The following is a 25,961-nucleotide window of genomic DNA, read 5'->3' on the forward strand; positions in this document are numbered from 1 at the left end:
GCATGGGCGCCCTGCGCGGCCTTTGGGGTGCCGTGGCCAATTTCGTTTATCCACCGTCCTGTGTGGGGTGTGGGTGCAAGACGACATCGGGCGGTGCGCTGTGCGTGGAATGCTGGGCAGGCGTACAGTTCATCGAGCGACCCTATTGCGAAGTTTTAGGCATTCCTTTTGCACGAGATCACGGCCCGGGCATCCTCAGCGCCAAAGCCATCGCAGAGCCGCCGCCCTTTGCTCGCCTGCGCGCCGCTGCCGTGCATGACGGTCCCGCCAGAAAGCTCGTCCATCAGCTGAAATATCTCGACCGCACCGACCTTGCCCGCCTCATGGCGTCCTGGATGCTTCGGGCAAGCGATGGCACTGTCGCTAGCTGTGATTGCATTGTGCCGGTTCCCCTGCACAGACGTCGCTTTCTCGCCCGCCGCTTCAACCAGTCGGCCGAGCTTGCTCGCCATCTCTCGGCGCTGTCCGGCAAACCCTTTCTGTCATCCACTCTGGTGCGCATCAAACCCACCAGCAGACAGGTCGGGCTGTCGGCAAAGGCGCGCAAGCAGAATGTGCGTGGTGCCTTTGCGATTGCGCCGGGCCGTGAGGCCGACATCATCGGCAAGCGCGTCGTACTTGTCGATGATGTCTACACGACCGGCGCCACGGTTGCGGCAGCCGCCCGCAGGCTGAAGAAGGCCGGTGCGTCGGATGTGACCGTTTTGACCTTTGCAATGGCGATGTCCGGTCCTATATGACACGCACCAATTGGGTTTCCTCGGATATGGCAAAGGTTGACAACAATGGCTTCCGTCACGATCTACACACGCGATTTCTGCGGCTTTTGCGCCCGTGCAAAGGCTCTCCTGGAAAGCAAGGGCGTTGATTTCACCGAATACAATGCCACCACAAATCCCGACTATCGTCAGGAGATGATGGACAAATCCGGCGGCAATACCTTCCCGCAGATCTTCATCGGTGAAAAACATGTTGGCGGTTGCGACGACCTCCACGCGCTGGACCGCGATGGCAAGCTGGACGCGCTTCTGGCCGCCTGACAGCGCGACAACATCAGAGAAAAGACGAACAGGAAAAGACGCAGATGAGTTTCAGGGCTGCCGCACTCCAGATGTGCTCGGGCACAAATCCCAAGGCAAACGCTGACACGATGGAGCGCCTCATTCGCGCGGCGGCTGAGCAGGGCGCTGTCTATGTGCAGACACCGGAAATGACCGGCGCGATCCAGAAGGACCGAGATGCCCTCCGGGCTTGCCTCAAGGACGAGAAGGGCGACATCATCGTTCTGACAGCGGCAAAGCTTGCGCGCGAACTCGGCATCTACGTCCATGTCGGCTCCACGGCGATTGCCCGCACAGACGGCAAGATCGCCAATCGCGGCTTCCTGTTTGCGCCCGACGGCGAGCGGATCTGCACCTATGACAAGATCCATATGTTCGACGTCGATCTCGACAATGGCGAAAGCTGGCGGGAAAGTTCGGCCTATGAACCCGGCAGGCAAGCCCGCGTCGCGGATTTGGCCTTGGCGAAGTTCGGCTTTGCGATCTGCTACGATGTCCGCTTCCCGACCCTGTTTCGTGCAGAAGCGCTGGCCGGAGCAGAGGTTTTGACCGTTCCCGCAGCCTTCACCAAGCAAACGGGTCAGGCGCATTGGGAGATACTGCTGCGCGCCCGTGCCATCGAAAACGGTGCCTTCGTTATCGCCGCTGCGCAAGGCGGCGTGCATGAGGACGGACGCGAAACATTCGGTCACTCCATGATCGTTGATCCCTGGGGTGAGGTGCTGGCGATCGCAGGCGGTGAAGGCGAGGAGATCGTGCTGGCGGATATCGATCCGACCGCCGTCTCCGGTGCGCGGGGCAAAATTCCCAATCTCAGGAATGCCCGTGAGTTCGATCTCGATATGGTGAGAAATACCGTCGTGCTGGGAGCGCAGGCTCAGTGATCCGCTACGCGCTCAGTTGCGAAAAAGCACATGCGTTCGAAGGCTGGTTTTCCGGCAGCGCGGATTACGATGCGCAACTGGCCCGCGGCTTGATCGCCTGTCCGGTCTGCGGTTCGCCCAAGGTCGGCAAGATGTTGATGGCCCCTTCCGTCTCCACCGCGGGGGAGAAGGAGGCGACGCGAACGCTGGCCATGGATACGGCCCAGAAACAGGCCTTTGCTAAGATCAGGGAAACACTGGCCAGCATTCGTGGGAATGCTGAAGACGTCGGCGACAAGTTCCCCGAAGAAGCGCGCAAGATCCACTATGGTGAAACGGAAGAACGCGGCATCATCGGGCAGGCGTCACCGCAGGAAGCCAAGGCGCTGATTGAGGAGGGCATCGCGGTTGCGCCGCTCCCCGTTCTGCCGGATGATGTCAACTGATGCGTCAGGCGGCACGTTTGGTCAGGATCATGTAGTTCACATCCATGTCCGGCGAGAGGTTCCAGCGATCCTGTAGGACGTTGTAGAACACGCCTGTGCGGTGGATGACCTGCATGCCGTTGGCAACGATCGGCTTTTCCAGCTCGTCAGGGCGCACCAGCTTCTCGTATTGATGCGTTCCGCGCGGCAACCAGCGCAGCACGTTCTCGGCCGCAAAGATCGCCAGCGCGCGCGCCTTGAGCGTCCGGTTGATGGTGGCGGCAAACATCAGCCCGCCGGGGCGCACCATCTTGGCGCAGGTGCCGACGAACAGATCGACATTGGCCACATGCTCGACCACCTCCATGTTGAGAATGATGTCGAATGTTTCGCCAGCCTCGAACAGCTGCTCTGCCGTCACCGCGCGGTAGTCCACATCGACGTTGTTTTCCCGGGCATGCGTGGAGGCAATGCCGATGTTCTTTTCAGAGGGATCGGCCCCCACAACGGTAGCGCCCATTTTCGCCATGGGTTCGGAGAGCAGACCACCACCGCAGCCGATGTCGAGAACGCGCAGGCCTTCAAGCGGTCGGTTTGCTCTCGGGTCACGGCCAAAATTTTCGCAGGCGCGGTTGCGGATATACTCCAGGCGAACCGGGTTGAACTTGTGCAAGGGCCGGAACTTGCCCGTCGGGCTCCACCATTCGGCAGCCATGGCGGAGAACCTGTCCACTTCGCTCTGGTCGACGGTCGTCTTTGCGGCTTCGCTCATGGGTCGTGCTCCTTCTCATTTATCCCTGAAGTCGGATGCTTGACCGGCGAAGTCAAGGGGCGGCGCTGCCAAGGCTTCGGTATGCGGCGTGAGGGAACCGTTATAATGGGTCTTTCGTTTCATGCTGCGTTCATCATCGTGCGCGTATTTTCAAAGAGTTAAAAGCCTCTAACGGCGACCAAGCCTTTGCTTGAGGGAGAATAAACGTGAAGAAGAAACTGTTTGGTGCCTTTGCGCTGCTCGCGCTTGTCGCCGCCCCGGCGCTGGCGCAAGCTGCGACGCAAGGGTTTTCCACCGCCAACGTCAACATGCGGTCCGGTCCCAGCACCGCCTATCCAGCCGTCGTCGTCATCCCCAATGGCGCGCCGCTGACGATTCATGGCTGCCTGTCGGATACGCCCTGGTGCGACGTGTCGTTCAGCTATGGCCGTGGCTGGGTAGCCGGACGTTACGTCCAGGCAGTCTACCGGCAGAACCGGGTCTATGTAGAGCCACGCTATTATCGTGATCTCGGCGTGCCGATCATCACCTTCGAAGCGGGACGCTACTGGGACCGTTATTACCGCGACCGAGATTTCTACCGCGAGCGTGACCGTTGGCGCCGCCCGTCGGGTGGTTATTGGAACGCCCCGCCACCCCGTGCGGGATACGATCGCCCGCGTCCGCGCGACGATTGGCGTGACCAGCGCGGCCGTGATGACTGGCGTGACAACCAGCGGGGCCGCGGGCCCAATGATGGCCGCTGGGAGGAGCGCTACGGCGATTGGGACCAGAACGATCGCCAGCGTCCGCCGATGCGCGATCGTGATAACGACCGCCAGCGTTGGGACAACGACAATCGCGACCGTGATCGCGACCGCGACGACAACAGAGGTCGCAACCGTGATTTCCAGAATGATGAGACGCAGCGCCGTCAAGCCGAGGAAGGCCGTCGTCGCCCAGATACCAATCAGGTACAGCCACAGGCGCCACAGGCGCCTCAGCTCCAGCCACAACCGCCCGCACAGGGTGGTCAGCAGTTCGGTTGCATCGTCGGGTCTCCCGGTTGCCCGCAGCCTTGATGGATCCAACACTATAACGAAAAAACCCGGCGGATCATCTCCGCCGGGTTTTTGTTAGCTGCGATCTTTTTTCTTAGGCGCGCGCTTTTCGAAAGGCTTGTCCTTTTTGCCATCGAACTGTGCCGGTCTGTCACCGGCAGGCGCTGCCTTTTTCTTCCAGGGCTTGTCGTCCGTGCGACGCTCGCCGCCAGCCGAGGACTTTTCAGCGAATTTCCGCTGCGGCTTTGACGGCCGCGTGTCTTCGCGCGCTCCGCCGGTCATGTCGGGTTTGCCGTCCATGGCCTTCACGCGGATGCCCTTTTCCAGCATCATGTCCTTGCCGAGCGCCGAGGTAAAACGGTCAACCGCATCGGCGGCCAGTTCCACGTAGGTCTCGGTCTGCTGCATGCGGATCGCGCCGATATCCTGACGCGTCAGCTTGCCGAAGCGGCACAGCATGGGAATAAGCCAGCGTGGTTCGGCATTCTGCTTGCGACCGACCGATAGCGTGAACCATCCGCTGTCGGAAAAGTCCGAGCGATCCCGGCGCGGCTCATTGTTTTCAACGGTCTCGAAACCGTCGCGGCGTGGCTTGCGGCTACCATCCAGCGACACCTCGGCGATGTCTTCCGGTGCGGAACGACCCGCATGGTAGAGACGCACGAAAGCAGCCGCGACCTTTTCGGCGCCATGCTGTTCCAGCAGCTTTGTCACGAAATCGCGCTCGTCATCACCAACATTCTCGGTCAGCGACGCATCGGCCAGCAGGCGTTCGCCATCCCGCTGGGTGATTTCCTCGGCAGATGGCGGGCGAACCCAGGCCGGGCTGACCTTGGCGCCTTCAAGCAGCCGTTCCGCCTTGCGGCGCTGGCTCATCGGTACGATGATGGCGCTGATACCCTTCTGGCCCGCGCGACCGGTGCGGCCGGAGCGGTGCAGAAGCGTGTCGGAATTGGTCGGAAGATCGGCATGGATGACGAGTTCCAGACCCGGCAGGTCGATACCGCGTGCGGCAACGTCGGTTGCCACGCAAACGCGGGCACGGCCGTCACGCATGGCTTGCAGTGCGTGTGTCCGTTCGTTCTGGCTCAATTCGCCAGACAGAGCCACGACGGAAAAGCCGCGATTGTTCAGACGCGCCGTAAGATGATTGACGGCGGCGCGGGTCGAGCAGAACACGATGGCGTTGCGGGCTTCGTAAAAGCGCAGCGCATTGATGATGGCGTTTTCGCGGTCGGACGGCGACACCACCATGGCGCGGTATTCGATGTCGACATGCTGCTTCTGTTCGGATGTCGTGGCCACGCGCACGGCATTCTTCTGGTAGCTTTCGGCCAGCTTGGCAATGCTGCGCGAAACGGTGGCCGAAAACATCAGGGTGCGGCGGTCGGATGGCGATTCTTCGAGAATGAATTCCAGATCCTCGCGGAAACCGAGGTCCAGCATTTCGTCGGCCTCATCCAGCACCACGGCGCGAATGGACGACAGGTCCAGCGCCTTGCGCTTGATGTGGTCGCAAAGGCGTCCCGGCGTGCCGACGATAATATGGGCACCGCGCTCCAGCGCACGGCGCTCGGCTCTGATGTCCATGCCGCCAACGCAGGATGCGATGGAAACGCCAGTGAATTCGTAGAGCCACTCCAGCTCGCGCATCACCTGCATGGCCAGTTCGCGGGTCGGGGCGATGGCGATGCCCAGTGGCGCTCCGGCCTGGCCGAAACGGCCGTTCTTCTGAAGCAGCGTCGGCGCAATGGCCATGCCAAAGGCAACGGTCTTGCCAGAGCCCGTCTGGGCGGAAACCAGCGCGTCCTGTCCGTCCAGTTCAGGGGCAAGCATGGCCTTCTGAACAGGGGTCAAATCTTTGTAGCCGCGTTTTTCCAACGCCTGTGCAATCGCCGGGGCGATACCCTGGGTTTCTGTCATCTACCGTCTTTCGGATATTGGGCTGCCTGCATCCGCTCGAAACCATTAGATCATAAGGGTCATAAAGCAGCCGATACCGGCCATTTTGGCCATTCAGCCAGTTGAATTGACGCGCTCATACTGCGGATAGGCGCGTTTGTACAGACCAAAGCGGTACGCTCGTCGCATCGAATGGTGCTTGTGAGAGCTTCACCCCTGAAAAAAAGGCGTACCGCCCGGTCCATAAACGGCATTGCGTGGACCATGCCTTTTCGCTATGAGACCCGCAACTTGAGGCCTTGTTTCTACGAGGGGCCGACTGGGTTGGGCTCTTGTCCGTCATATCAGGCGGTAAAATGGGATGGTACTGGTCACACTATGGCTCGCATTGTCATGAAATTCGGCGGCACATCCGTCGCAAATCTCGAACGCATTCACAATGTCGCACGGCATGTGAAACGCGAAGTGGACGCTGGCCATGAAGTGGCCGTTGTCGTCTCCGCCATGTCCGGCAAGACCAACGAGCTGGTGGAATGGGTTCAGAACACGCCCAAGGTTGCCGGTTCAAAGGAAACATCCTTTTACGACGCGCGCGAATACGATGCCATCGTCGCCTCCGGCGAACAGGTCACCTCGGGCCTTCTGGCCATCGCCTTGCAATCGATGGGCGTCAATGCCCGCTCGTGGCAGGGCTGGCAGATTCCCATCCGCACCGATAATGCCCACGGTGCTGCCCGAATCCTCGAAATCGACGGTTCCGATATCGTTCGCCGCATGGGCGAGGGACAGGTCGCTGTCGTCGCCGGTTTCCAGGGTCTTGGGCCGGATAACCGTATCGCGACGCTCGGTCGCGGCGGGTCGGATACCTCAGCCGTCGCCATCGCCGCTGCGGTGAAAGCAGATCGTTGCGACATCTATACCGATGTCGACGGTGTCTACACCACCGATCCGCGCATCGTGCCAAAGGCGCGCCGCCTGAAGAAGGTCGCCTTCGAGGAAATGCTGGAAATGGCATCCTTGGGCGCAAAGGTTTTGCAGGTTCGCTCCGTCGAGCTTGCCATGGTGCACAAGGTTCGGACCTTCGTGCGCTCCAGTTTCGAGGATCCCGATGCGCCGGGCATGGGTGACCTTATCAATCCGCCCGGTACTTTGATTTGTGACGAGGAAGAAATCGTGGAACAGGAAGTCGTAACCGGCATCGCCTATGCCAAGGATGAAGCACAAATCTCGCTGCGCCGCTTGTCAGATCGGCCGGGCGTGTCCGCTGCCATCTTCGGACCTTTGGCCGAATCCCATATCAATGTCGATATGATCGTACAGAACATCTCTGAAGATGGCTCGCGCACCGACATGACGTTTACGGTTCCCTCCGGCGACATGCCAAAGGCCATCAAGGTTCTGGAAGACAACAAGAGCCAGATCGGCTTTGATGTCGTTCAGAATGAGACCGGTCTTGCCAAGGTGTCGGTCATCGGCATCGGCATGCGCAGCCACGCCGGTGTTGCCGCAAGTGCTTTCAAGGCACTTGCTGAAAAAAATATCAACATCAAGGCCATCACGACGTCGGAAATCAAGATTTCCATTCTTATTGACGGCGCCTATGCGGAACTTGCAGTTCGTACTTTGCATTCTGCCTACGGTCTGGATAAGAGTTGATTCTGTAACGTCGGTACACGTCATCCGATTCTTGTGGAGACGATGATTGATCGACGGTAAATCGACTGCGCATCCCTGCCGTCCGGCTTGCTGTGCAGGCTTTGTTTTGGTGGGTTCTTCCACGCGGGTCATCTCGCCCCGCATGTGAAGGTGTCAGGGAGCACACGCGATGAGAGACCTATCTGCAGGTCCACGTGTTCTTCTCAAGCGGCTTCGCGAAATGATGGCGGAGCATCTTGAGCCGCAGGAGCGCCTCGACCAGATTGTCCGGCAAATTGCCAGTAACATGGTGGCGGAGGTGTGTTCCGTCTACGTGCTGCGTTCCGACAGCGTTCTCGAGCTCTATGCCACCGAGGGTCTGAACAAGGACGCAGTCCATCTCGCCCAGTTGAAAATGGGGCAGGGTCTTGTCGGCACCATCGCCGCATCCGCCCAGCCGCTCAATCTTTCCGATGCGCAGGCCCATCCCGCTTTCCGCTATCTCCCTGAAACCGGTGAAGAAATTTATCATTCCTTCCTGGGTGTGCCGATTTTGAGATCCGGTCGCACTCTTGGCGTTCTTGTCGTTCAGAACAAGACCAGCCGAACCTACCGGGAGGATGAAGTTGAGGCACTCGAAACCACCGCGATGCTCATTGCTGAAATCGTAGCGAGCGGTGAATTGAAAACCATAACCCGTCCCGGCGTCGAGCTGGACCTGACGCGGGCCGTCTCCATCGATGGAGATGCCTATGGCGAAGGTCTTGGCCTCGGTCATGTTGTTTTGCATGATCCGCGCATCGTCGTCACCAATCTCCTCAACGAAGACGCGGAGATGGAAACCCATCGCCTGGCGGAAGCCATCGGTTCGCTGCGCCTGTCCATCGATGACATGTTGAATCGCCGTGATGTCGCCACTGAAGGTGAGCACCGCGAGGTGCTGGAAACCTACCGCATGTTCGCTCATGACCAGGGCTGGGTGCGGCGCATGGAAGAGGCCATCCGCAACGGTCTGACGGCGGAAGCTGCTGTCGAAAAGGTCCAGAGCGACACCAAGGCGCGGATGATGCGCCTGACGGACCCCTATTTGCGCGAGCGGATGCACGACTTCGACGATCTGGCCAACCGCCTGCTGCGCCAGTTGATCGGCTATGGCGGACGTGGACCGGAGCAGGATTTTCCGGCCGACGCCATCGTGCTGGCCCGCGCCATGGGCGCTGCCGAACTGCTGGATTATCCGCGTGAAAAGCTGCGCGGTCTCGTATTGGAGGACGGCGCGGTCACCAGCCACGTCGTCATCGTTGCCCGTGCCATGGGCATTCCCATCATCGGGCAGGTCGCGGGCATCGTGGCGCTGGCGGAGAACAATGATCCGATCATCATCGATGGCGATGACGGAAAGGTGCATTTGCGTCCCGTCGTGGATTTGCAGCGGGCCTATGAGGAAAAGGTGCGGCTGCGGGCCAAGCGTCAGGAACAGTTCCGGGCGTTGCGCGATGTCGAGCCGGTCACCAAGGACGGCGTGCGCGTCGATCTGAAAATGAATGCCGGGCTTCTGGTCGATTTGCCGCAACTGGAAGAGTCCGGTGCAGACGGTATCGGCCTGTTCCGCACCGAGCTGCAATTCATGATCGCCTCGACCATGCCCAAGGGCGAGGAGCAGGAGGCGTTTTATCGTAGCGTTCTGCGCAATGCCAAGGGCAAGCCGGTCACCTTCCGCACGCTGGATATCGGTGGCGACAAGGTCGTCTCCTACATGCGCGGTCAGGAAGAGGAAAATCCGGCCCTCGGCTGGCGCGCCATCCGCCTGTCGCTGGATCGTCCCGGCCTGATGCGCACCCAGATGCGTGCACTGCTGCGCGCCGCGTCGGGTGCCGAACTGCGCATCATGCTGCCGATGATCACCGAAGTGGCTGAAATCCGCGCCGCACGTGAGCTGTTCCAGAAGGAAGTGCAGCACCTGTCGAAATTCGGCCATTCCCTGCCGCGCAAGCTGCAATTCGGCGCCATGCTCGAAGTGCCCTCGCTGATGTGGCAGCTGGATGAGTTGATGGCGGAGGTTGATTTCGTGTCGGTCGGCTCCAACGATCTTTTCCAGTTCACCATGGCGGTGGATCGCGGCAATGCGCGCGTGTCGGATCGGTTCGACAATCTCGGCAAACCCTTCCTGCGCATTCTGCGCGATATCGTTCGCGCCGGTATTCGCAACAAGACCAAGGTCACGCTGTGCGGCGAAATGGCCAGCAAGCCCTTGTCTGCCATGGCCCTGATCGGGCTGGGCTTCCGCTCGGTTTCCATGTCCCCCACGTCCATCGGCCCGGTCAAGGCCATGTTGCTGGGGCTGGATGTGGCGACCTTGTCGGAGGCGCTGGAAGCATCGCTGGACGACCAAAAGTCGGTGGAAAGTCCACGCCAGCTGCTTTTGCGCTTTGCGGCGGCCCATTCTATCCCTATCTGAGAGCCAACAGAAATTGGAGTGCATGACAGGTGGCCAAGCTCCCCGTCGAAAAAATGCGTGAGCTTGAGCGTCGCTTCGGTGAAATCGAAGCGCGCATGGCGTCCGGCCCGGCCGCAGACGTCTACGTCAAGCTCGCCTCGGAATATTCGGAACTGCAGCCGGTCGTCAAAACCATTCGCGAATACGAAAAGGCGCTGGCCGAAACATCTGATCTGGACGCGATCCTGGCAGACAGGTCTGTCGACAAGGACATGCGCGATCTGGCCGAAGAGGAACTGCCTGCGCTCCACGAGCGCATAGAGCAGCTCGAAAAAGACATGCAGATCCTTCTTCTGCCCAAGGATGCAGCCGACGAGAAAAGCGCCATCGTCGAAATCCGTGCCGGAACCGGTGGCTCGGAAGCCGCTCTTTTCGCAGGCGATCTGTTTCGCATGTATGAACGCTTTTCCAGCACCAAGGGCTGGAAGGTCGAGACGCTCTCTGCCAGCGAAGGCGAGGCGGGTGGCTACAAGGAAATCATCGCCACCATCACCGGGCGCGGCGTATTTTCCAAATTGAAGTTCGAATCCGGCGTTCACCGTGTCCAGCGTGTGCCCGATACCGAGGCCAGCGGCCGCATCCACACCTCGGCGGCCACCGTCGCCGTTTTGCCGGAAGCCGAAGAGATCGACATTGAAATCCGTGCCGAAGACATCCGCATCGATACGATGCGCGCCTCGGGTGCCGGCGGCCAGCACGTCAACACGACGGACTCGGCTGTGCGCATCACCCATCTGCCCACCGGCCTCATTGTCACCTCATCGGAAAAGTCGCAGCACCAGAACCGGGCAAAAGCCATGCAGGTCCTGCGCTCGCGGCTTTACGATATCGAGCGCCAGAAGGTCGATAATGAACGGTCCGCTGACCGCAAAAGCCAGGTCGGTTCGGGAGATCGCTCAGAGCGCATCCGTACCTACAACTTCCCGCAGGGACGCGTGACGGATCACCGCATCAATCTCACGCTCTACAAGCTCGACCGCATGATCGAAGGCGATATCGATGAAATGGTCGATGCCCTGATCGCCGATTATCAGGCAGGCCAACTGGCCCAGCTGGGCGAGCAACAGTGACACTGACGGTCGATGCGCTGGTCGCACGGACGCGAAAGCGGCTGGAGCCCGCGGCCATCTCCGATCCTCTTGGCGATGCGCGGTTGCTGATCGGCGAGGTCATCGGCTTTTCGCTGACGGATTTCGTGCTGAGCGGCAGCCGTTTGGTGAGCGATGATGAGGCAGCGCAGGTCGCAATCATGGCCGAGCGTCGGTCAACGGGCGAGCCTGTTCACCGCATTCTCGGGCACCGCGAATTTTACGGTCTCGATTTCACCCTGTCTTCCGGCACGCTGGAACCCAGACCGGATACGGAAGTGCTGGTGGATGCTGTTTTGCCCCATCTGCGGCGCATCGTTCAGGACAAAGGCCATGCGCGGCTTCTCGACATGGGCATTGGCACCGGCGCCATCTGTCTGGCGCTGCTTCACGAATGCCCGGACGTTACGGGTATCGGCAGCGACATCTCGCGGGATGCCATGCAGACGGCGCGTCAAAACGCGCAACGTCATGGTTTGGATGAGCGGTTCCAGACCGTCGAAAGCAACTGGTTCGACCACATTGACGGGCGCTTTGACATCATCGTGTCGAACCCGCCCTATATAAAGCGCGATGTCATTCGAACCCTGGATCGGGACGTGCGTAATTTCGATCCTGTAGCCGCGCTCGATGGTGGCGAGGACGGTCTTGAACCTTACCGTGCCATTGCCGAAAAAGCTGTGGATTTTCTGGAAGATGGCGGGTTGATCGGGCTGGAAATCGGCTATGATCAGAAAACCGACGTCACATCCATTTTCGTGGCTCACGGCTATCAATGTCTGCAAGCGGTGAAGGACTATGGCAGTAACGACCGCGCCTTGATCTTTTCCAGACAGAAAGTGCAATAGCGATATTGGTTTTGTGCAAGGATATTTTGCACAGCAAAAGAAAAGGCTTGGTTTTCCGCAGGAAGCGGGCTAGTTTGCCGCCACATGCTGGGTGGCTGAAGGCGGAATTAGATTCGCCTGGGTATGGATCAGTCCCGAAGCGGGTTTTTGTGGAAACCCTGAAGGCTGGGCATTCCCGGCATGTGATTCAGGAAACTTTGTTCGCAGGCGGCTCGATGCAGCATTTGCGCATCCGGGCATACACGCGAAGTCTTGTCCTTTGGTGCAAGTCGCGGAATGGGAGCAATTTCGGAAAACCGGACTTTGATATGCGTCCTTCCGTTATTGCATCGTAACAACGAAATTATCAGAAAAACAGAATTCAGGTGAGCAATTGATGAGGCCAGGACAGCAGCAAAACAAGCGCGGCCGTGGGCGTGGTAGCAACAACAATGGCGGCGGTGGTGGCGGCAGCAGCAATGGTGGCGGTAATAACAACTTCAACCGCAAGGGCGGCAATCCGCTCACCAGAAGCTATGACAGTTCCGGCCCGGACGTTAAAATCCGTGGCACCGCCCAGCACATAGCTGAAAAATACGCCACACTCGCACGTGATGCTCAAAGCTCTGGCGACCGCGTCATGGCCGAAAACTATTTGCAGCACGCTGAGCATTATAACCGCATCATTGCCTCCGCGCAGGCCCAGATGCAGGAACGTTTCCAGCGCGATGAGCGCGGGGAATTCCAGCAGGACCGTGATGGTGATGAGATAGACGGCGATGATAACGACGACGTCATGATCTCCATGCCCGCCTCGCATGATCAGCCAGACCAGCAGCGTACGCAGCGCAACGATCAGCCCCAGCGCAACGACCAGCCCGAGCGGCAGGATCGCCCTGAGCGTTCCGAACGTCAGGATCGTCCTGAGCGCCAGGACCGCAACGAACGCCGCGACCGTCGTGAGCGGCCCGCCCGCCAGGAACGCCAGCCGCGCGAAGCGCAGGATGAGAACGCTGTTTCTCCCGTTGCCGCCGCTCCGGTCGTGAATGCACCTGTTTACGACGCGAGTTCTGCTCCGCAGCCGATCATCGAAGGCACACCGAAAGAGGTGGCCGTCGAAGAGGAATCGCAGGCAAATGCTGCTGCGACCGAGCGGGCCCCACGCCGCGCCCGCAGCACGACACCGCGCCCCCGTCGCCCCCGCCGCACGGCAGGCAGCGAAGATGGCGAAGCCGCGCCGGAAGGCTCAGAGGGTGGCGACGCCCCGGCGCTCGAAAAAGTAACCGAATAGGCTTAAAGCCTTTCCAGGAAAAGGGGACACCGGTTTTCCGTCCGGAAAGGCGCCAGAACAAAGGTTGAGAGCGTTTTTACAATTCGAAGAAAAGCGCAAACGCTCTAGACGTTTCGGTACACTCTCATTTGAAAACCCCGGCGTGCCGGGGTTTTTTTCGTCCAGGCGGAGGGAGCGCTCACCTACGCCTTCATCACCATGAGACCGTGTGGGATCAGCTGCGACGTTCAAGACGGCCAATGAGCCCGCCCCCAGCTGATCTCCCCCCTTGTAGGGGAGATGCCCGGCAGGGCAGAGGGGGGCGAGCGGCACATTCAGACCCTCATCAAAATTACTTCCCAACCAAATCAATACCTTACCCGAAAACCGCAAAAAACAGCAAAAAACACCCCGCAGTTTTCTCCACGGCGTGCGAATCGCCCGCACACTGGTCCCGTTCCGCCCTCGGATACACCGCAAGGCGTTGCGGCGAGGCGGAACCGGCGCTGGTGGTGAGGGGGTACGCAACCCCTCATCGCCGGGGTCCGGCAGCGAATCCCCCCGGCGGCAACGGGTGGGGCGTGGCACCGGTTTCGGACCGGCCGGTGCACCGCTCCCGATGTTCGGACCGGATCGGCATGCCTGCCTCGAATATCCTGACGGGTTTCGAGATCCAGGCATTGCCGCTCCTGTCCGCCCGCCGCCGGGTGTACCGACAGCTCATCGGCTCCTGGTCGAACGCGACCGTGAGGAGTTTGAAGCGAAAGTGAGGCGGTACACAGGCAAACGCTGCATCTGCCCGGCATCCTCGAAGGGGGAGAACGGGCAGGTGCGGCCGAACTGGCTGGCGGGATGTTTCGGCAACGAAGCACCCGCCGCCCGGAGGTGAAGGGTTGGACCTTGAACATGTCCGACCGGTGAACCGGCAGGGTTTCGGCCCTTTGCCATCCGGGATGCGCCAGCCGTGGCAAGAGGATCGCTGGCGGGCACAAACCGCTGAACGGGGCGCTGAAAGGTGCCAATATTAGACTACCCCAACGAGGCAGCTTGCAGCGCCCCGTCCGACATACCATGGCCGATAAGGCTGTGGACCGAGAGAAAAAGAGCACACCACGGGCAGATGCTGCCGCGTGAACGGCGAAGCCTGCGCAAAAGGCTGGCCGGGATTTTTGACAGGATGGCTATGGGAGCACGCAGCCGCCTCATCTTCAACGTTCAAGACGAGCGAGAGTTAGCCGCGATTCGATCTCCCCACCTGCGGGGGAGATGCCCGGCAGGGCAGAGGGGGCGATCTTGCTCCCACGCCAAAAAATCAACACACCCCCATTAGCCGCCTCTTTAAACCAGCAAAATTCCATACCATATCAAGCCCATCAGGGTGGGACATGCAGCAACGTCTTCCACTCAAGGCGGTAACGGCCAATCCAAAAAGCCTGTTGTCGTAGCGGGGCTCGCCGCTTCAGGGAGCCTCAACCCTAACATTCCAAACTGTGCCGAAGACGGGCAGGGCGGTAAAAGGAGTTATGAGATGAATATCGAAAAATATTCCGAACGTGTTCGCGGTTTCCTGCAATCGGCGCAGTCCTTTGCGCTTGCCGAAAACCACCAGCAATTTGCGGCGGAACACGTCTTGAAGGTCCTTCTGGACGATGACCAGGGCATGGCGGCAGCCTTGATCGAGCGCGCTGGCGGCAGTGCCAAGGAGGCTCGGCTGGCCAATGATGCCGCGCTTGCCAAGTTGCCGAAGGTTTCCGGTGGCAATGGCGGCCTGTCGCTGACGGCACCGCTTGCCAAGGTTTTTTCCACCGCCGAAGATATCTCCAAGAAGGCTGGCGACAGTTTCGTCACCGTTGAGCGGTTGTTGCAGGCGCTGTCCGTCGAGACATCCGCATCGACATCCGCCTCGTTGAAGAAGGCCGGTGTCACCGCGCAGGCGCTCAATCAGGTCATCAACGACATCCGGAAAGGCCGCACGGCTGATGGCGCCAATGCCGAACAGGGCTTTGACGCGCTTAAAAAATATGCGCGCGACCTGACGGCAGAAGCGCAGGACGGTCGGCTTGACCCCGTGATCGGTCGCGACGACGAGATCCGTCGCACCATGCAGGTGCTGTCGCGTCGCACCAAGAACAACCCCGTGCTCATCGGTGAACCCGGCGTCGGTAAAACGGCGATCGCCGAAGGTCTGGCCTTGCGCATCATTAACGGCGATGTGCCGGAAAGTCTCAAGGACAAGAAGCTGATGGCGCTCGATATGGGCGCGCTGATTGCCGGTGCAAAATATCGCGGTGAATTCGAAGAGCGCCTGAAGGCTGTCTTGAATGAAGTACAGGCCGAGGCTGGTGGCATCATTCTCTTTATCGATGAAATGCACACGCTGGTCGGCGCGGGCAAGGCGGATGGTGCAATGGATGCGTCCAACCTGCTCAAGCCTGCTCTGGCGCGCGGTGAGCTGCATTGCGTCGGCGCCACCACGCTCGATGAATATCGCAAGCATGTCGAAAAGGACCCGGCGCTGGCCCGTCGATTCCAGCCCGTCATCGTCAGCGAGCCAACGGTCGAGGATACGATATCGATCCTGCGTGGCCTGAAGGAAAAATACGAACAGCACCACAAGGTCCGCATTTCGGATTCGGCTTTGGTGGCGTCTGCCACGCTGTCCAATCGCTACATCACCGACCGCTTCCTGCCGGACAAGGCCATCGATCTGATGGACGAGGCCGCCTCGCGTCTTCGCATGCAGGTGGACAGCAAGCCGGAAGAACTGGACGAACTGGATCGCCGCATCATCCAGCTCAAGATCGAGCGGGAAGCTCTGAAGCAGGAAACAGACACGTCGTCTGCTGACCGGTTGAAGAAGCTCGAGGATGAACTGGCCGACACGGAAGAAAAGGCCGATGCGCTGACGGCCCGCTGGCAGGCGGAAAAGCAGAAGCTCGGCCTGGCCGCAGATCTGAAGAAGCAGTTGGATGAAGCCCGCAACGAATTGGCGACGGCCCAGCGCAGCGGTCAGTTCCAACGCGCTGGCGAGTTGACCTATGGCATCATTCCGGGCCTTGAAAAGGACCTTTCCGTTGCGGAACAACGCGACAGCAGCGGTGCCGCATCCATGGTTCAGGAAGTGGTGACGGCGGATAATATCGCCCATGTCATCTCTCGCTGGACGGGCATTCCGGTCGACCGGATGCTGGAAGGTCAGCGTGAAAAATTGCTGCGGATGGAAGACGAGCTTGCCAGGTCGGTGGTTGGTCAAGGCGAGGCGGTTCAGGCCGTGTCCAAGGCGGTTCGCCGCTCCCGTGCCGGTTTGCAGGATCCGAACCGTCCCATCGGCTCCTTCATCTTCCTCGGCCCGACGGGTGTCGGCAAGACCGAGCTGACCAAGGCGCTGGCGCGCTTCCTCTTCGATGACGAGACCGCCATGGTTCGCCTCGACATGTCGGAATATATGGAGAAACACTCCGTCGCCCGACTGATCGGTGCGCCTCCGGGCTATGTCGGATATGAAGAAGGTGGCGCACTGACGGAGGCCATTCGTCGTCGCCCTTATCAGGTCGTGTTGTTCGACGAGATCGAAAAGGCGCATCCGGACGTCTTCAACGTCCTGCTGCAGGTGCTGGATGACGGCCGTCTGACCGACGGACAAGGCCGCACTGTCGATTTCAAGAACACCATCATCATCATGACCTCAAACCTCGGTTCCGAGTTCCTGACGCAGATGGGCGACAATGACGACGTCGGTTCAGTGCGGGAATTGGTGATGGAACGCGTGCGCGGTCATTTCCGTCCGGAGTTCCTCAACCGCATCGACGACATCATTCTGTTCCACCGGCTGCACCGCAACGAAATGGGTGCCATTGTCGAAATCCAGCTGCATCGTCTTGTGGCTCTGCTCAGTGACCGCAAGATATTGCTCGACCTCGATGAGGATGCGCGCAACTGGCTGGCAGACAAGGGTTACGACCCCGCCTATGGTGCGCGCCCTCTCAAGCGCGTCATCCAGAAAAACGTCCAGGATCGCCTCGCCGAACTCATCCTCAGCGGCGAAATCCCCGACGGTTCGCGGGTCAAGGTAACCTCCGGCACCGACAGGCTGCTGTTCAACGTCAAGCCGCCACGGCTGGATGTTGAAACTGCCGACGCGGCATGACGAAACAAGAAGGGGGGGCTTCAGCGATGGAGCCCCCTGGACGGCCTACAAACCCGGTGATTTTTTGGTGGGCAATCGCGGCACATGGATGGTTCCGAGCGGTAGCCGTCGGTGGCGTGCTTTCTTGAAGGCGGAAAAGCTTAGTGACGCTCCAAGGCCCGACGATTGGCCTCACCGGCCACCAGCACGAGAAAAATCAGTCCGCCGGTGGCCACCTGTTGCCAGTAAAAATTGAGGCCCGATAGCAGGAGGCCGTTGGCAACGATGCTCAGCAGCAGCACACCCAGCACGGTTCCCACCACATTTGGGCGGCCATGAGGATTAAGGGTCGTGCCAATGAAGGTCGCGCCGATGGCGTTGAGCAGAAATGCATTGCCGGATGAGGGTATATAGACGGTGACCGTCGAGGTAACGATCAACCCGGCCAATGCGGCAATCAGAGCTGCGACGATGTATGTTATGGCAATCTGCAGCGACCAGCGAATTCCCGAATAGCGCACCACACTCGCCTGAATGCCCGAGGCGATCACGACCCTGCCAAACCGGCTTTGAGACAGGAGAGCCCATGCACCCACGATAACGACAAAGGCGATGACAAGCGGAACAGGAATGCCGAGAAGATTGCCATGACCAAGAGCCTTGAACGCATCCGGGATCGCCGCAGGCGGCAGATAGACCGGGTTTCCGCCATTGGTCACAAGCTGCTGGATACTACGCCCGACAAATAGCGTGCCGAGCGTTGCCAGAAACGGTGAAATGCCGATTCCAGAGATCAGAATAGCATTGAACACGCCGACCAGCCCGCCGCCCAAAAGCCCGCCCAAGGCGGCAACCCAGACAGGCTGACCGGCCAGGACGAGGGACACGAAGAAGAAGCTGGCGAAATCGATGGATGTACCAACCGAAAGGTCGATACCACCCGACGCGACCACGAATGTCATGGCGATTGCCGTGATGGCCAGCAGCGTGAAATTGTTGACAAGCAGGCTCGTCAGATTGGCTGATGTCAGAAATCCTGGTGCCCCATAGGAAAACAGGATGAAGACCGCCAGAAGGAGGATCGGCAATGCGTATCGCACGACGACGGAAGACTGGGCTCGCGCCCGTGTTTCCGTCTTTGGAAGAGATGTGGATTGAAATGCCATCTTAGCGGTTCTCCCTGCGCAGAATGGTTGTGGCAGACACCACCAGCAGGATCAGGACCCCTTGGATACCATTGACCAATGTGCTGGAAATGTTGAGCAGCTGAAAGCCGTTGACGAGGCATCCGATGAAGACCGCTGACAGGAATGTGCCGGGGATTGTTGGCACGAGCCGTCGTGAAAATACTGAACCCAACAGCGCAATGACGACCACCGGCAATAACATTTCGCCTGCACCGGTCGTGCTTCCGCTCAGGTACGATACCGACAGAATACCCGCCATACCGCCGCAAAAGCCACTGGCAAGAAACGAGCCGGCAATGAAGCGGTTGACCCTCAAGCCCGATGCCCTCGCCGCTTCGGGGAACTCTCCCACCGCGTAAAGCCGCAAACCAAGAGGTGTGTATTGCACGATTGCGGCTACAAAAAAGGTAACGATCACAAATATGTAGGCTAGAATCGGAATGTCGAGAGGACCGTAGCCGGAAAAGACAGACAGGACATCCGAGGACGCTGATATAACCGTGTTCTGTGTGAGCACGAGTTCCAGACCCGCAACGATGTTCATCACCGCCAAGGTCGCAAGAAGAGGTGCGATCCCGGCGACTGTAACAGCGACAGCATTGACCAGGCCGATCAGCAAACCCACGCCTAGAGCACCAGCAGCCGCCACACTATCACCATGACCGGCCTGCAAAAGCGTGGCATAGACCGCCGCACTCAGCCCCATATTGGCAGCAAGTGACAGATCGATACCGCCTTTGACGACATTCGATCCCCCCGCGATCAAAACAACGGTCAACCCGATGGCAAGCACACCCGCGATAGCCGATTGCGACAGAATATTGCCGAGGTTTCCGACGGAAAAAAAGAATGGTGTTGCCAGCGAGAAATATCCGAACACAAGCGCGAAAACGGCCAGTGCGCCACCACGCAGAAACAGAATTTCAAAACGCTTCGACAGGCCAATTCTGGCCGAAACGACGGCATCCGGATCATCAAACACGACAGTTGCCGGATAGGATGTATCAGCGACCATGGCCATGCCCTTCCAAAGCGCCCGTTACCTCAGCCAGCACGTGCTGCGGGCTTGTCTGGGATGACTGGAACTCCCGTGTGATGCGGCCCCGATAGAACACCAAGATTCGATCCGTGATGCCGAGCAGTTCCTCGATATCTGAAGACAGGACAATGACACCCGCGCCGCGCCCTACCAATTCACTGATCAGAGTGTAGATCTCGACTTTGGCTGCTATATCCACACCCACCGAAGGCTCATCCAGCAAATAAATTTCCGACTGGCGGCTGAGCCATTTTGCCAGCGCAACCTTCTGCTGGTTGCCGCCCGAAAGCGTGCGGACCAGCGCATCGGCGCCATCGGCCTTGATGTGCAAACGCGCTATGAGATCAATGGCATGCTTTTGCTCTTTGCGTCTGTCTAAGAAGCCCAGACCCGAAAAACGACCCAGGCTGGCAAGCGTCATGTTTTCGCCAAGTGTCATATCCGGCGCAACGCCATCACGCCTGCGATCTTCCGGCACGAGGGCAAGCCTGTGTGTGGTGGCTTTTGCAGGCGATGTCAGAGACACACTTTCTCCAAGCACCCGGATTGATCCAGCGGACGGTCTTTCAAGGCCAAACAGCGAGCGGATCAGTTCTTTCGCGCCCGATCCAACCAAACCGGTCAAACCGATAACCTCGCCGCGCCTTAAACGGAAACTGACATCGCGGTACTTGGCCGTAAGCCCCAGCGCTTCCACATCAAGGAGTGTTTCCCCAAGAACCGCCTCGGCCTTAGGGTACAGCTCATCAATCGTCCGGTTCACCATCAGCGTGCCGATGTGAGAGGCAGACGTCGCTGAAACGGGCAATGTTGCGACATCGCGACCGTTACGCAACACGGTCACCGTGTCGCAGATGTCAATGATTTCACCAAGATAGTGGGAGATATAGATGACCGTGATCCCGTCGGCGCGAAGCTTGCGAATGAGATCAAAGAGAAAGTCGGCCTCCTGTCGCACCAGCGCTGCTGTCGGCTCGTCGAAGACCAGAACCTTGGGATTATCCATCAGCGCACGCGTGATCTGAACAATCTGCTTTTCCGCTGCCGTGAGATCGGAGATCAAGGCGGAGGTCTGTAATCTCACTCCGAAATAGCGTTCCAGTGTCTCCGCTGCCCGGCGTCGCATCAATCTCCGGTCGAGAAACGGCGTGCCGGCGATGCGTGGCTCACGACCGAGAAACAGTGCTTCGCCGACGGTGAAACTGGGCACCAGAAGCCGATCCTGATGGATGAAATGGATGCCGAGGCGTTCCACCAGATGCGGGGAGAGCCGGTCATAGGCCCTGCCATCGATTTCGATCACCCCGCTATCGACCGCGTGGAGCCCGGCAAGCAGCTTGATGAGCGTGGACTTACCCGCCCCGTTTTGCCCGACCAGCCCGTGCACAGTCCCCGGCTTGACGCTGAGCGAAGCATGATCGAGCGCTTGGGCGCCACCAAAAGCCTTGCAGATATTTTCAAAGCGAATGATCGCAGCGTCTGGCGCGAGCGCATCCTTGTTCGTTTCAAGAGCGTAAGCCATGACAGATCTCCCAAAAAATCGCGCAAGATCACCGTTAACCGATGCCAAGCTTCTTTGTGACCTCGGCGACATTCGCCTTGTTGGCGAGCAGGGCCGGCACATAGGTCTCATGGGCAACAGGCTGCCCCGCCAGATGACGCGCTACATTTCGGATCGCTATCCTGCCGAGTTCAGCCGGTTGCTGGGCGACATCGGCAGCCGCTGGCGAGTTGGGGTCCGCGACCAGTTGCAGAACTTCGGGGCTGCCATCCACCCCGTAGGTCTTGATTTCCGTCCGACCTGCAGCAGTCAGGGCCTGTGTTGCACCCAACTGCGGGATATCCCAGGCAGACCAGATAGCCTTGATGGAGCCCTCTTCAGGATACTTGTTCAAGATGGCGGTGATCTGCGTAAACGCGTCCTGCACCGTGTTGGGTATGACGTCGCGCAGTTCCGGTTGAAGAATTTTGACCTTTGGGAAATACTTGGTGACGTTGACAAGCTGGTCATAACGGATCGCGCAGGGCGTCACGCCATAGAATCCGTTAAAGACGACGATATTGCCTTCGCCGCCAATATCGGAGACGAGTTGCAGCGCCAGATCTTTACCGATCCCCCAATTATCCGATGTCGAGTTGTTCAGCGAGTTGGTGGAACTGACATCGATGGTAAACACGGGAATGCCCGCGTCCCGGGCCCTTTTCAGCCAGGGGTCGATCACGCTCAACGTGCCCAGCAACTGCACGATTGCGTCAGGCTTTTGCGCAATCAACGTCTGCAACTGTGAAACAAGCTTGCCATCATTTCGCCCGGCGTCGACGGCGATGGGCTCGCCTCCCAGCGTCTTCACCTCATCGATCTGGGCGTTATAGGCCTGCAGGTCAAAAAAGTGATCGGTACCCGTCGCACTGATGCCGATACGTTTTCCCCTCAAAGAAAGCCCATCATCGGCAAGTGCGCCCGTTCTCAGTGTCATTCCGACACCTGCTGCGACACCAGCGACTGTTGTGAGTTTGAGAAGACTACGACGGTTTAAACCGGAGATAAAATCGCTCGTCATGGCACACCCTTATTAATTGATATAATCCATAATTAAGATCAACTATTTCCGACTGACAGGCAGAATTTTCCAAAAGCGGGAAGCTGGGTGAAAATTCTCGAACAGTTTCGAAGGTAAGTCGCCCTGGGGCGACCTGAACTGTTAAACTCCTGCTCCAGACACATCTCTGCCAGCGACAATTCCGTTACACGGCATTGGAAACGAAAATGACCGCCGCTATCGGTCGCGAGATAGTCGTACGCAGGGTTTGGTGGGTTGACGTTTGAAACCCGCAGGAACAATCGATGTTCTCCACCGTCATTCGATAGGAATGCTGGCGGCAGTCGTTTTATGTGCCTCTTCTTTGGTAACGCGCTCGAAACTTGCCATATTGGGAAAACATGATAAAGCTAATCATAATAACCATTAGTTCATGGTGACCGAGAATTGCGCGATGATCCGGGTCGTTTAGCGCCGACTGGATGTGCTCATCGAACGTATGAAACAGGCTTTTGGCAGTGGCGTATCTCCATTCCATGACATCCTTTACGGACGGCATCCGGGCCGTCGGGCCTGCCAAATGGCGCGCGCTTGATGGGTTTGTGAGTGTGTTTTGGGATGCCGAGGGCATGGCTGGGGCATCGGGGTATTATCTGTCGCCCGATCCGCGTATCGTCATCTTCTTCAATGATGTCTCGTCACATATTCACATGACGAACTGTGACGGTAGCGCTCCTGGGCGTTTTCGCCCTATGAAACAGGCAATATACGTCCCGGCCGGTGTTCCCCTGTGGACGACGTTCACGGCCTTCCACCGCTTCTCCCATCTCGACATTCATCTGCACAAAGACAAGGTCATGCGGTATCTGGCGCCATCGGTTGGACAATCCGTGGCGAGGTCGGCGTTGCAGCGACCTGTGGAGATACAGGATGCGGGCGCCATTGAGGCCCTTGCAAGTCTTCTGGTCAGCGAAGTGGCGAACCCGTCCAAGCATGCCATCTACGCCGAAAGTCTGGTTGGCAGTATCATCGCAGGTCTGCTTGATATGACCGAAGACGATGTTGAAAACACAAACGCCCGGTTGACGCAGGCACAGATGAACAAGCTGATCGCGGTCGTCAACCAACGCGCCGATTATCGCATGACAATCAGCGAGATGGCTGAAACGGTTGGCTTGTCGGAAAGCTGGTTCGCCAACGTGTTTAAACAAACGACCGGCAAGACGCCCATTCAGTGGCAACTGGGAAAGCGCATCGGGGTTGCTCAAAGCCTGTTGGCCGAAAGCACGCTCAGCGTTGCGGCTATTGCAGCCCAGCTGGGGTTCTCGGATCAGGCCCACCTTACCAAGACCTTTCGTCAGGTTGCCGGAGAAACGCCTGCTGCATGGCGTCGAATGCAGCAACGCAGCGTGATGCCGGACTCTGGCTGAACACCGGTCTGGCTTGCTGCTATTTTTCCTATTCGCTGGGCGCGGTTGGCAAGGACGTGGATATCATATCGCCCGCGACAGCACGGTCGAGCGTGAGGACATCGGCACGTCAGAACGCGACTATTCGGCGGTCACCATGGAGCGCCTGATTGCGCCGGTTGGCGAGGGGCGGGATGGATGTGAGATTCTTGCGGAAATCGTATGGCACTCCGATCACCCCTCACCGGAGAAGTTTCCGTTAAAGTCCGAAGTCGCTCATCACGCTACGCGTTGATTCCTGTGTTTTTGACGATCCGGGCACACCCAGCGAACTGAAAAGAAGGACAAGAGTTTTCTTATACTTACCCGATATTTTACAAATGACTAGCGGCCTCTATTGCAGGAAAGTGTCGATGATGACAAAGTGTCACTTAATGGTTGGCAGCGTCTACGACTGAATTCAAAGGTCGCCTACGTTTCCAGCTGAAATTATTGACCCCGAAGGCAGAAATCATCTGCACTTCTCTTGGAGGTACTGATGCCTACATTGCTTTCCACGGAGAAAGTCGCAATCCAGGCGGCGAAACTGCTATCTGCGGTCGCAAATGCGAAGCGCCTTGTCATCTTGAGTGTTCTCAGCAAACAAGAAACGTCAGTAGGGTCCTTGGCAGAGCAAGTGGGCTTGAGCCAGTCCGCGCTTTCCCAGCATCTGGCGAAGCTGCGCAGTGCAAAGCTGGTTGACACGAGACGCGACGCACAGACCATCTACTATTCCTGTAAAGGCGATCGCGCCGACCGCCTTCTGGGAGTGGTGCAGGACATATTCGGCTTGCCGTTCGGACTCATGCTATTTGAAAAAGCGTCGTCAACCGGCGGCACCCAGAGACAATTGTCGGCAGCGTCCGTCTGATATCTCATTTTCCGTCCATCTGCAGCGTCATTTGACGGGGCGACGTGGTCTCACGCCGCCCTGTCGACAATCTTAGAAGCGATAGTTGACGCCGCCCTTGACGACGTGGTCGCTCAAATCTGTGTGGGATGCAACACCGTTGGAAAATGTGCGAACGTCATCCGTTGCAACGTAGTTGTATTCGACCTTTGCGGAAACCTGGGGTGTGAAGCGATGTTCTGCACCCGCGCCCAGCAGATAGCCTTCCTTCATTCCGTCTGGACCGGTTACGCCATTGCCATCCCGCAGGCTGGTGACCGTCAGACCGGCGGTACCGTAGACCAGTGTGCTGTCTTCGACCTTGTAGCCGGCTTTCGCTTTTGCAGCAGCACGCCAGCGCTCCTTGAGGGCACCATCGGGTACTTTCATTTCAGCGTCACCCAGATGCGTCGCTTCGACTTCGCCACCAACAACGACGGAACCGAGATCGTAATCATAACCGGCCTGTGCGCCGACTGCCAGGCCCTTGCCGTTTCTGAAGGGGTTGATGTGCGGCATGGCGGCACCGAGGTGACCACCAACATAAGCGCCTGTCCAGGATGTGCTGGCTGGTGCGTCGTTGTAAGCGGGAGGTGCCTCATAGGAGGTCGTGAGGTCCGCCGACAATGCTGAAGACGCCGCAAGGCAAACAAATGAAACGGCTGTCAGGTATTTTAGGGCTTTCGACATAAACTTTACTCCACACCATGGTCCCGCGAGTGGGCTCGAAGGGATTATTGAATTTCTGGACGAAACATCGTTATCGCCCGTCTGTTTGTGGTCTCGCCCAATAATGTCACCAAGATAAGGTCAGTTGCCCCAATTCATTCAAAATTGACTAAAACTTTAATCGTATAGATAACAAATAGTTAACAAGCGCAGCGTCCAACTGGTATCGACGGATGGCGACTATGAAACGTGGTGTCCGAACGAAAAAAAGCAGACGATGTGGGGGACCACATGTCTGCTTTCGGACGCCACAAAAATGTTTATTAGGCGCGCATGCCACGATCCAGGCTAAGGCGAAGGATCACTTTGTCGGCGCCAGCGATGTCGTTTGCGATGTTGAGCGTGCGGTAAAAATCGCGTTCGGTCTCGACAATACCGGTCACGAGGACGCACTGCCCCTCTGACTGAACCGAAATTTCGCGGCCGGAATAGTTCGGGAGATAGCGAAGCTCAGCCTCGATTGCCGCACAGCGCGCAACGCAGCTGCTGCCAAACCCGAAACTGAAGCTATTGCTGTCATACGCACTGCTTAAAAACATGGTTTGCTCCATCCGAACATGAACATACGATGAATAAGTAGTCATTTAAGGTTCATGTTCCATTCGCCATGTCGAATTTTCTCA

The 25,961-nt window shown here is 58.5% G+C and carries 22 protein-coding genes; 14 read left to right on the top strand and 8 right to left on the bottom strand.

Features of this window, described 5'->3' with window-relative positions; genetic code table 11:
• Nucleotides 1-2: 2 nt before the first annotated feature.
• From GGQ73_RS00405 to GGQ73_RS00420, 4 genes are read left to right on the top strand one after another with little or no spacing between them, the layout of a single operon-like run.
• The gene (locus tag GGQ73_RS00405; protein ID WP_234910829.1) at nt 3-740 is read left to right on the top strand and encodes a ComF family protein; all 738 of its coding nucleotides are present in this window, start codon (nt 3-5) and stop codon (nt 738-740) included.
• A 45-nt stretch (nt 741-785) separates the two neighbouring features.
• Nucleotides 786-1,040 (top strand): glutaredoxin 3, encoded by a 255-nt coding sequence (gene grxC / locus GGQ73_RS00410; protein WP_174155827.1) that lies wholly within the window; start codon nt 786-788, stop codon nt 1,038-1,040.
• Between the two features lie 44 nt (nt 1,041-1,084).
• Nucleotides 1,085-1,945: a carbon-nitrogen hydrolase family protein gene (locus GGQ73_RS00415; protein WP_174155828.1), complete on the top strand. Its 861-nt coding sequence runs from the start codon at nt 1,085-1,087 to the stop codon at nt 1,943-1,945.
• Nucleotides 1,942-2,370 carry a DUF1178 family protein gene (locus GGQ73_RS00420; RefSeq protein ID WP_183893081.1) on the top strand — a complete coding sequence of 143 codons (429 nt, stop codon included), beginning with the start codon at nt 1,942-1,944 and terminating at the stop codon, nt 2,368-2,370. The genes GGQ73_RS00415 and GGQ73_RS00420 overlap by 4 nt, the downstream gene beginning before the upstream one ends.
• Before the next feature lie 4 nt (nt 2,371-2,374).
• Here the strand turns inward: GGQ73_RS00420 and ubiG are convergent, their stop codons facing one another.
• Entirely contained in the window at nt 2,375-3,121 is a 747-nt protein-coding gene (ubiG, locus tag GGQ73_RS00425) for a bifunctional 2-polyprenyl-6-hydroxyphenol methylase/3-demethylubiquinol 3-O-methyltransferase UbiG (protein ID WP_183893083.1), read from the bottom strand.
• Nucleotides 3,122-3,327: 206 nt separating this feature from the next.
• Here ubiG and GGQ73_RS00430 point away from each other — a divergent pair, with 206 nt between their 5' ends.
• Nucleotides 3,328-4,182, top strand: coding sequence for an SH3 domain-containing protein (locus tag GGQ73_RS00430; RefSeq protein WP_183893084.1), 855 nt, complete (start codon nt 3,328-3,330; stop codon nt 4,180-4,182).
• 54 nt (nt 4,183-4,236) lie between these two features.
• Here the strand turns inward: GGQ73_RS00430 and GGQ73_RS00435 are convergent, their stop codons facing one another.
• Complete coding sequence (locus GGQ73_RS00435) at nt 4,237-6,084, bottom strand: DEAD/DEAH box helicase (RefSeq protein ID WP_183893086.1); 1,848 nt, start codon at nt 6,082-6,084, stop codon at nt 4,237-4,239.
• A 357-nt stretch (nt 6,085-6,441) separates the two neighbouring features.
• Between GGQ73_RS00435 and GGQ73_RS00440 the strand changes: the two genes are divergently transcribed.
• The 6 genes from GGQ73_RS00440 (at nt 6,442) to clpB (ending at nt 17,527) form a co-directional block, all read left to right on the top strand.
• A complete protein-coding gene (locus GGQ73_RS00440) occupies nt 6,442-7,719 on the top strand; it encodes an aspartate kinase (protein ID WP_174155833.1) in 1,278 nt (425 codons plus the stop codon).
• A 169-nt stretch (nt 7,720-7,888) separates the two neighbouring features.
• Complete coding sequence (gene ptsP / locus GGQ73_RS00445) at nt 7,889-10,156, top strand: phosphoenolpyruvate--protein phosphotransferase (protein WP_174155834.1); 2,268 nt, start codon at nt 7,889-7,891, stop codon at nt 10,154-10,156.
• A 29-nt stretch (nt 10,157-10,185) separates the two neighbouring features.
• Complete coding sequence (gene prfA, locus GGQ73_RS00450; protein WP_183893088.1) at nt 10,186-11,265, top strand: peptide chain release factor 1; 1,080 nt, start codon at nt 10,186-10,188, stop codon at nt 11,263-11,265.
• A complete protein-coding gene (prmC, locus tag GGQ73_RS00455; RefSeq protein WP_183893090.1) occupies nt 11,262-12,131 on the top strand; it encodes a peptide chain release factor N(5)-glutamine methyltransferase in 870 nt (289 codons plus the stop codon). Before prfA ends, prmC begins: the two co-directional genes overlap by 4 nt.
• 376 nt (nt 12,132-12,507) lie before the next feature.
• Nucleotides 12,508-13,401: a DUF4167 domain-containing protein gene (locus GGQ73_RS00460; RefSeq protein WP_183893092.1), complete on the top strand. Its 894-nt coding sequence runs from the start codon at nt 12,508-12,510 to the stop codon at nt 13,399-13,401.
• 1,507 nt (nt 13,402-14,908) lie between these two features.
• Nucleotides 14,909-17,527, top strand: coding sequence for an ATP-dependent chaperone ClpB (gene clpB / locus GGQ73_RS00465; RefSeq protein ID WP_183893094.1), 2,619 nt, complete (start codon nt 14,909-14,911; stop codon nt 17,525-17,527).
• 140 nt (nt 17,528-17,667) lie between these two features.
• Here clpB and GGQ73_RS00470 read toward each other — a convergent pair whose 3' ends face one another.
• From GGQ73_RS00470 to GGQ73_RS00485, 4 genes are read right to left on the bottom strand one after another with little or no spacing between them, the layout of a single operon-like run.
• Nucleotides 17,668-18,672, bottom strand: coding sequence for an ABC transporter permease (locus tag GGQ73_RS00470; protein WP_183893096.1), 1,005 nt, complete (start codon nt 18,670-18,672; stop codon nt 17,668-17,670).
• A 1-nt stretch (nt 18,673) separates the two neighbouring features.
• Nucleotides 18,674-19,708, bottom strand: a complete 1,035-nt coding sequence (locus GGQ73_RS00475) for an ABC transporter permease (RefSeq protein WP_183893098.1) — start codon at nt 19,706-19,708, stop codon at nt 18,674-18,676.
• On the bottom strand, nt 19,698-21,254 hold the full coding sequence (locus tag GGQ73_RS00480; RefSeq protein WP_234910830.1) for a sugar ABC transporter ATP-binding protein: 1,557 nt from the start codon (nt 21,252-21,254) through the stop codon (nt 19,698-19,700). Before GGQ73_RS00480 ends, GGQ73_RS00475 begins: the two co-directional genes overlap by 11 nt.
• Before the next feature lie 34 nt (nt 21,255-21,288).
• Nucleotides 21,289-22,293: a sugar ABC transporter substrate-binding protein gene (locus GGQ73_RS00485; RefSeq protein ID WP_183893102.1), complete on the bottom strand. Its 1,005-nt coding sequence runs from the start codon at nt 22,291-22,293 to the stop codon at nt 21,289-21,291.
• Between the two features lie 497 nt (nt 22,294-22,790).
• Here GGQ73_RS00485 and GGQ73_RS00490 point away from each other — a divergent pair, with 497 nt between their 5' ends.
• From GGQ73_RS00490 to GGQ73_RS00500, 3 genes are all read left to right on the top strand, one after another.
• Nucleotides 22,791-23,702: a helix-turn-helix domain-containing protein gene (locus GGQ73_RS00490; RefSeq protein ID WP_183893749.1), complete on the top strand. Its 912-nt coding sequence runs from the start codon at nt 22,791-22,793 to the stop codon at nt 23,700-23,702.
• Between the two features lie 13 nt (nt 23,703-23,715).
• On the top strand, nt 23,716-23,976 hold the full coding sequence (locus GGQ73_RS00495; protein WP_183893104.1) for a hypothetical protein: 261 nt from the start codon (nt 23,716-23,718) through the stop codon (nt 23,974-23,976).
• A 243-nt stretch (nt 23,977-24,219) separates the two neighbouring features.
• A complete protein-coding gene (locus GGQ73_RS00500) occupies nt 24,220-24,591 on the top strand; it encodes an ArsR/SmtB family transcription factor (RefSeq protein ID WP_183893106.1) in 372 nt (123 codons plus the stop codon).
• Between the two features lie 72 nt (nt 24,592-24,663).
• On the opposite strand, the gene GGQ73_RS00505 is transcribed toward GGQ73_RS00500, so the two are convergent.
• Both GGQ73_RS00505 and GGQ73_RS00510 read right to left on the bottom strand, forming a co-directional pair.
• The gene (locus GGQ73_RS00505; RefSeq protein WP_174155342.1) at nt 24,664-25,299 is read right to left on the bottom strand and encodes an outer membrane protein; all 636 of its coding nucleotides are present in this window, start codon (nt 25,297-25,299) and stop codon (nt 24,664-24,666) included.
• Between the two features lie 302 nt (nt 25,300-25,601).
• On the bottom strand, nt 25,602-25,877 hold the full coding sequence (locus GGQ73_RS00510) for a BON domain-containing protein (RefSeq protein ID WP_174155341.1): 276 nt from the start codon (nt 25,875-25,877) through the stop codon (nt 25,602-25,604).
• Between the last annotated feature and the right edge of the window lie 84 nt (nt 25,878-25,961).

The organism is Rhizobium skierniewicense (genome assembly GCF_014196515.1).
GTDB lineage: Bacteria > Pseudomonadota > Alphaproteobacteria > Rhizobiales > Rhizobiaceae > Agrobacterium > Agrobacterium skierniewicense.

Excerpts from the sequence above, each read along its gene's own strand:
- GGQ73_RS00405 (WP_234910829.1), top strand. The coding sequence starts at position 3 with ATGGGCGCCCTGCGCGGCCTTTGGGGTGCCGTGGCCAATTTCGTTTAT.
- grxC (WP_174155827.1), top strand. The coding sequence starts at position 786 with ATGGCTTCCGTCACGATCTACACACGCGATTTCTGCGGCTTTTGCGCC.
- GGQ73_RS00415 (WP_174155828.1), top strand. The coding sequence starts at position 1,085 with ATGAGTTTCAGGGCTGCCGCACTCCAGATGTGCTCGGGCACAAATCCC.
- ubiG (WP_183893083.1), bottom strand. The coding sequence starts at position 3,121 with ATGAGCGAAGCCGCAAAGACGACCGTCGACCAGAGCGAAGTGGACAGG.
- GGQ73_RS00435 (WP_183893086.1), bottom strand. The coding sequence starts at position 6,084 with ATGACAGAAACCCAGGGTATCGCCCCGGCGATTGCACAGGCGTTGGAA.
- GGQ73_RS00440 (WP_174155833.1), top strand. The coding sequence starts at position 6,442 with ATGGCTCGCATTGTCATGAAATTCGGCGGCACATCCGTCGCAAATCTC.
- ptsP (WP_174155834.1), top strand. The coding sequence starts at position 7,889 with ATGAGAGACCTATCTGCAGGTCCACGTGTTCTTCTCAAGCGGCTTCGC.
- GGQ73_RS00460 (WP_183893092.1), top strand. The coding sequence starts at position 12,508 with ATGAGGCCAGGACAGCAGCAAAACAAGCGCGGCCGTGGGCGTGGTAGC.
- clpB (WP_183893094.1), top strand. The coding sequence starts at position 14,909 with ATGAATATCGAAAAATATTCCGAACGTGTTCGCGGTTTCCTGCAATCG.
- GGQ73_RS00470 (WP_183893096.1), bottom strand. The coding sequence starts at position 18,672 with ATGGCATTTCAATCCACATCTCTTCCAAAGACGGAAACACGGGCGCGA.
- GGQ73_RS00475 (WP_183893098.1), bottom strand. The coding sequence starts at position 19,708 with ATGGTCGCTGATACATCCTATCCGGCAACTGTCGTGTTTGATGATCCG.
- GGQ73_RS00480 (WP_234910830.1), bottom strand. The coding sequence starts at position 21,254 with ATGGCTTACGCTCTTGAAACGAACAAGGATGCGCTCGCGCCAGACGCT.
- GGQ73_RS00485 (WP_183893102.1), bottom strand. The coding sequence starts at position 22,293 with ATGACGAGCGATTTTATCTCCGGTTTAAACCGTCGTAGTCTTCTCAAA.
- GGQ73_RS00500 (WP_183893106.1), top strand. The coding sequence starts at position 24,220 with ATGCCTACATTGCTTTCCACGGAGAAAGTCGCAATCCAGGCGGCGAAA.
- GGQ73_RS00505 (WP_174155342.1), bottom strand. The coding sequence starts at position 25,299 with ATGTCGAAAGCCCTAAAATACCTGACAGCCGTTTCATTTGTTTGCCTT.
- GGQ73_RS00510 (WP_174155341.1), bottom strand. The coding sequence starts at position 25,877 with ATGTTTTTAAGCAGTGCGTATGACAGCAATAGCTTCAGTTTCGGGTTT.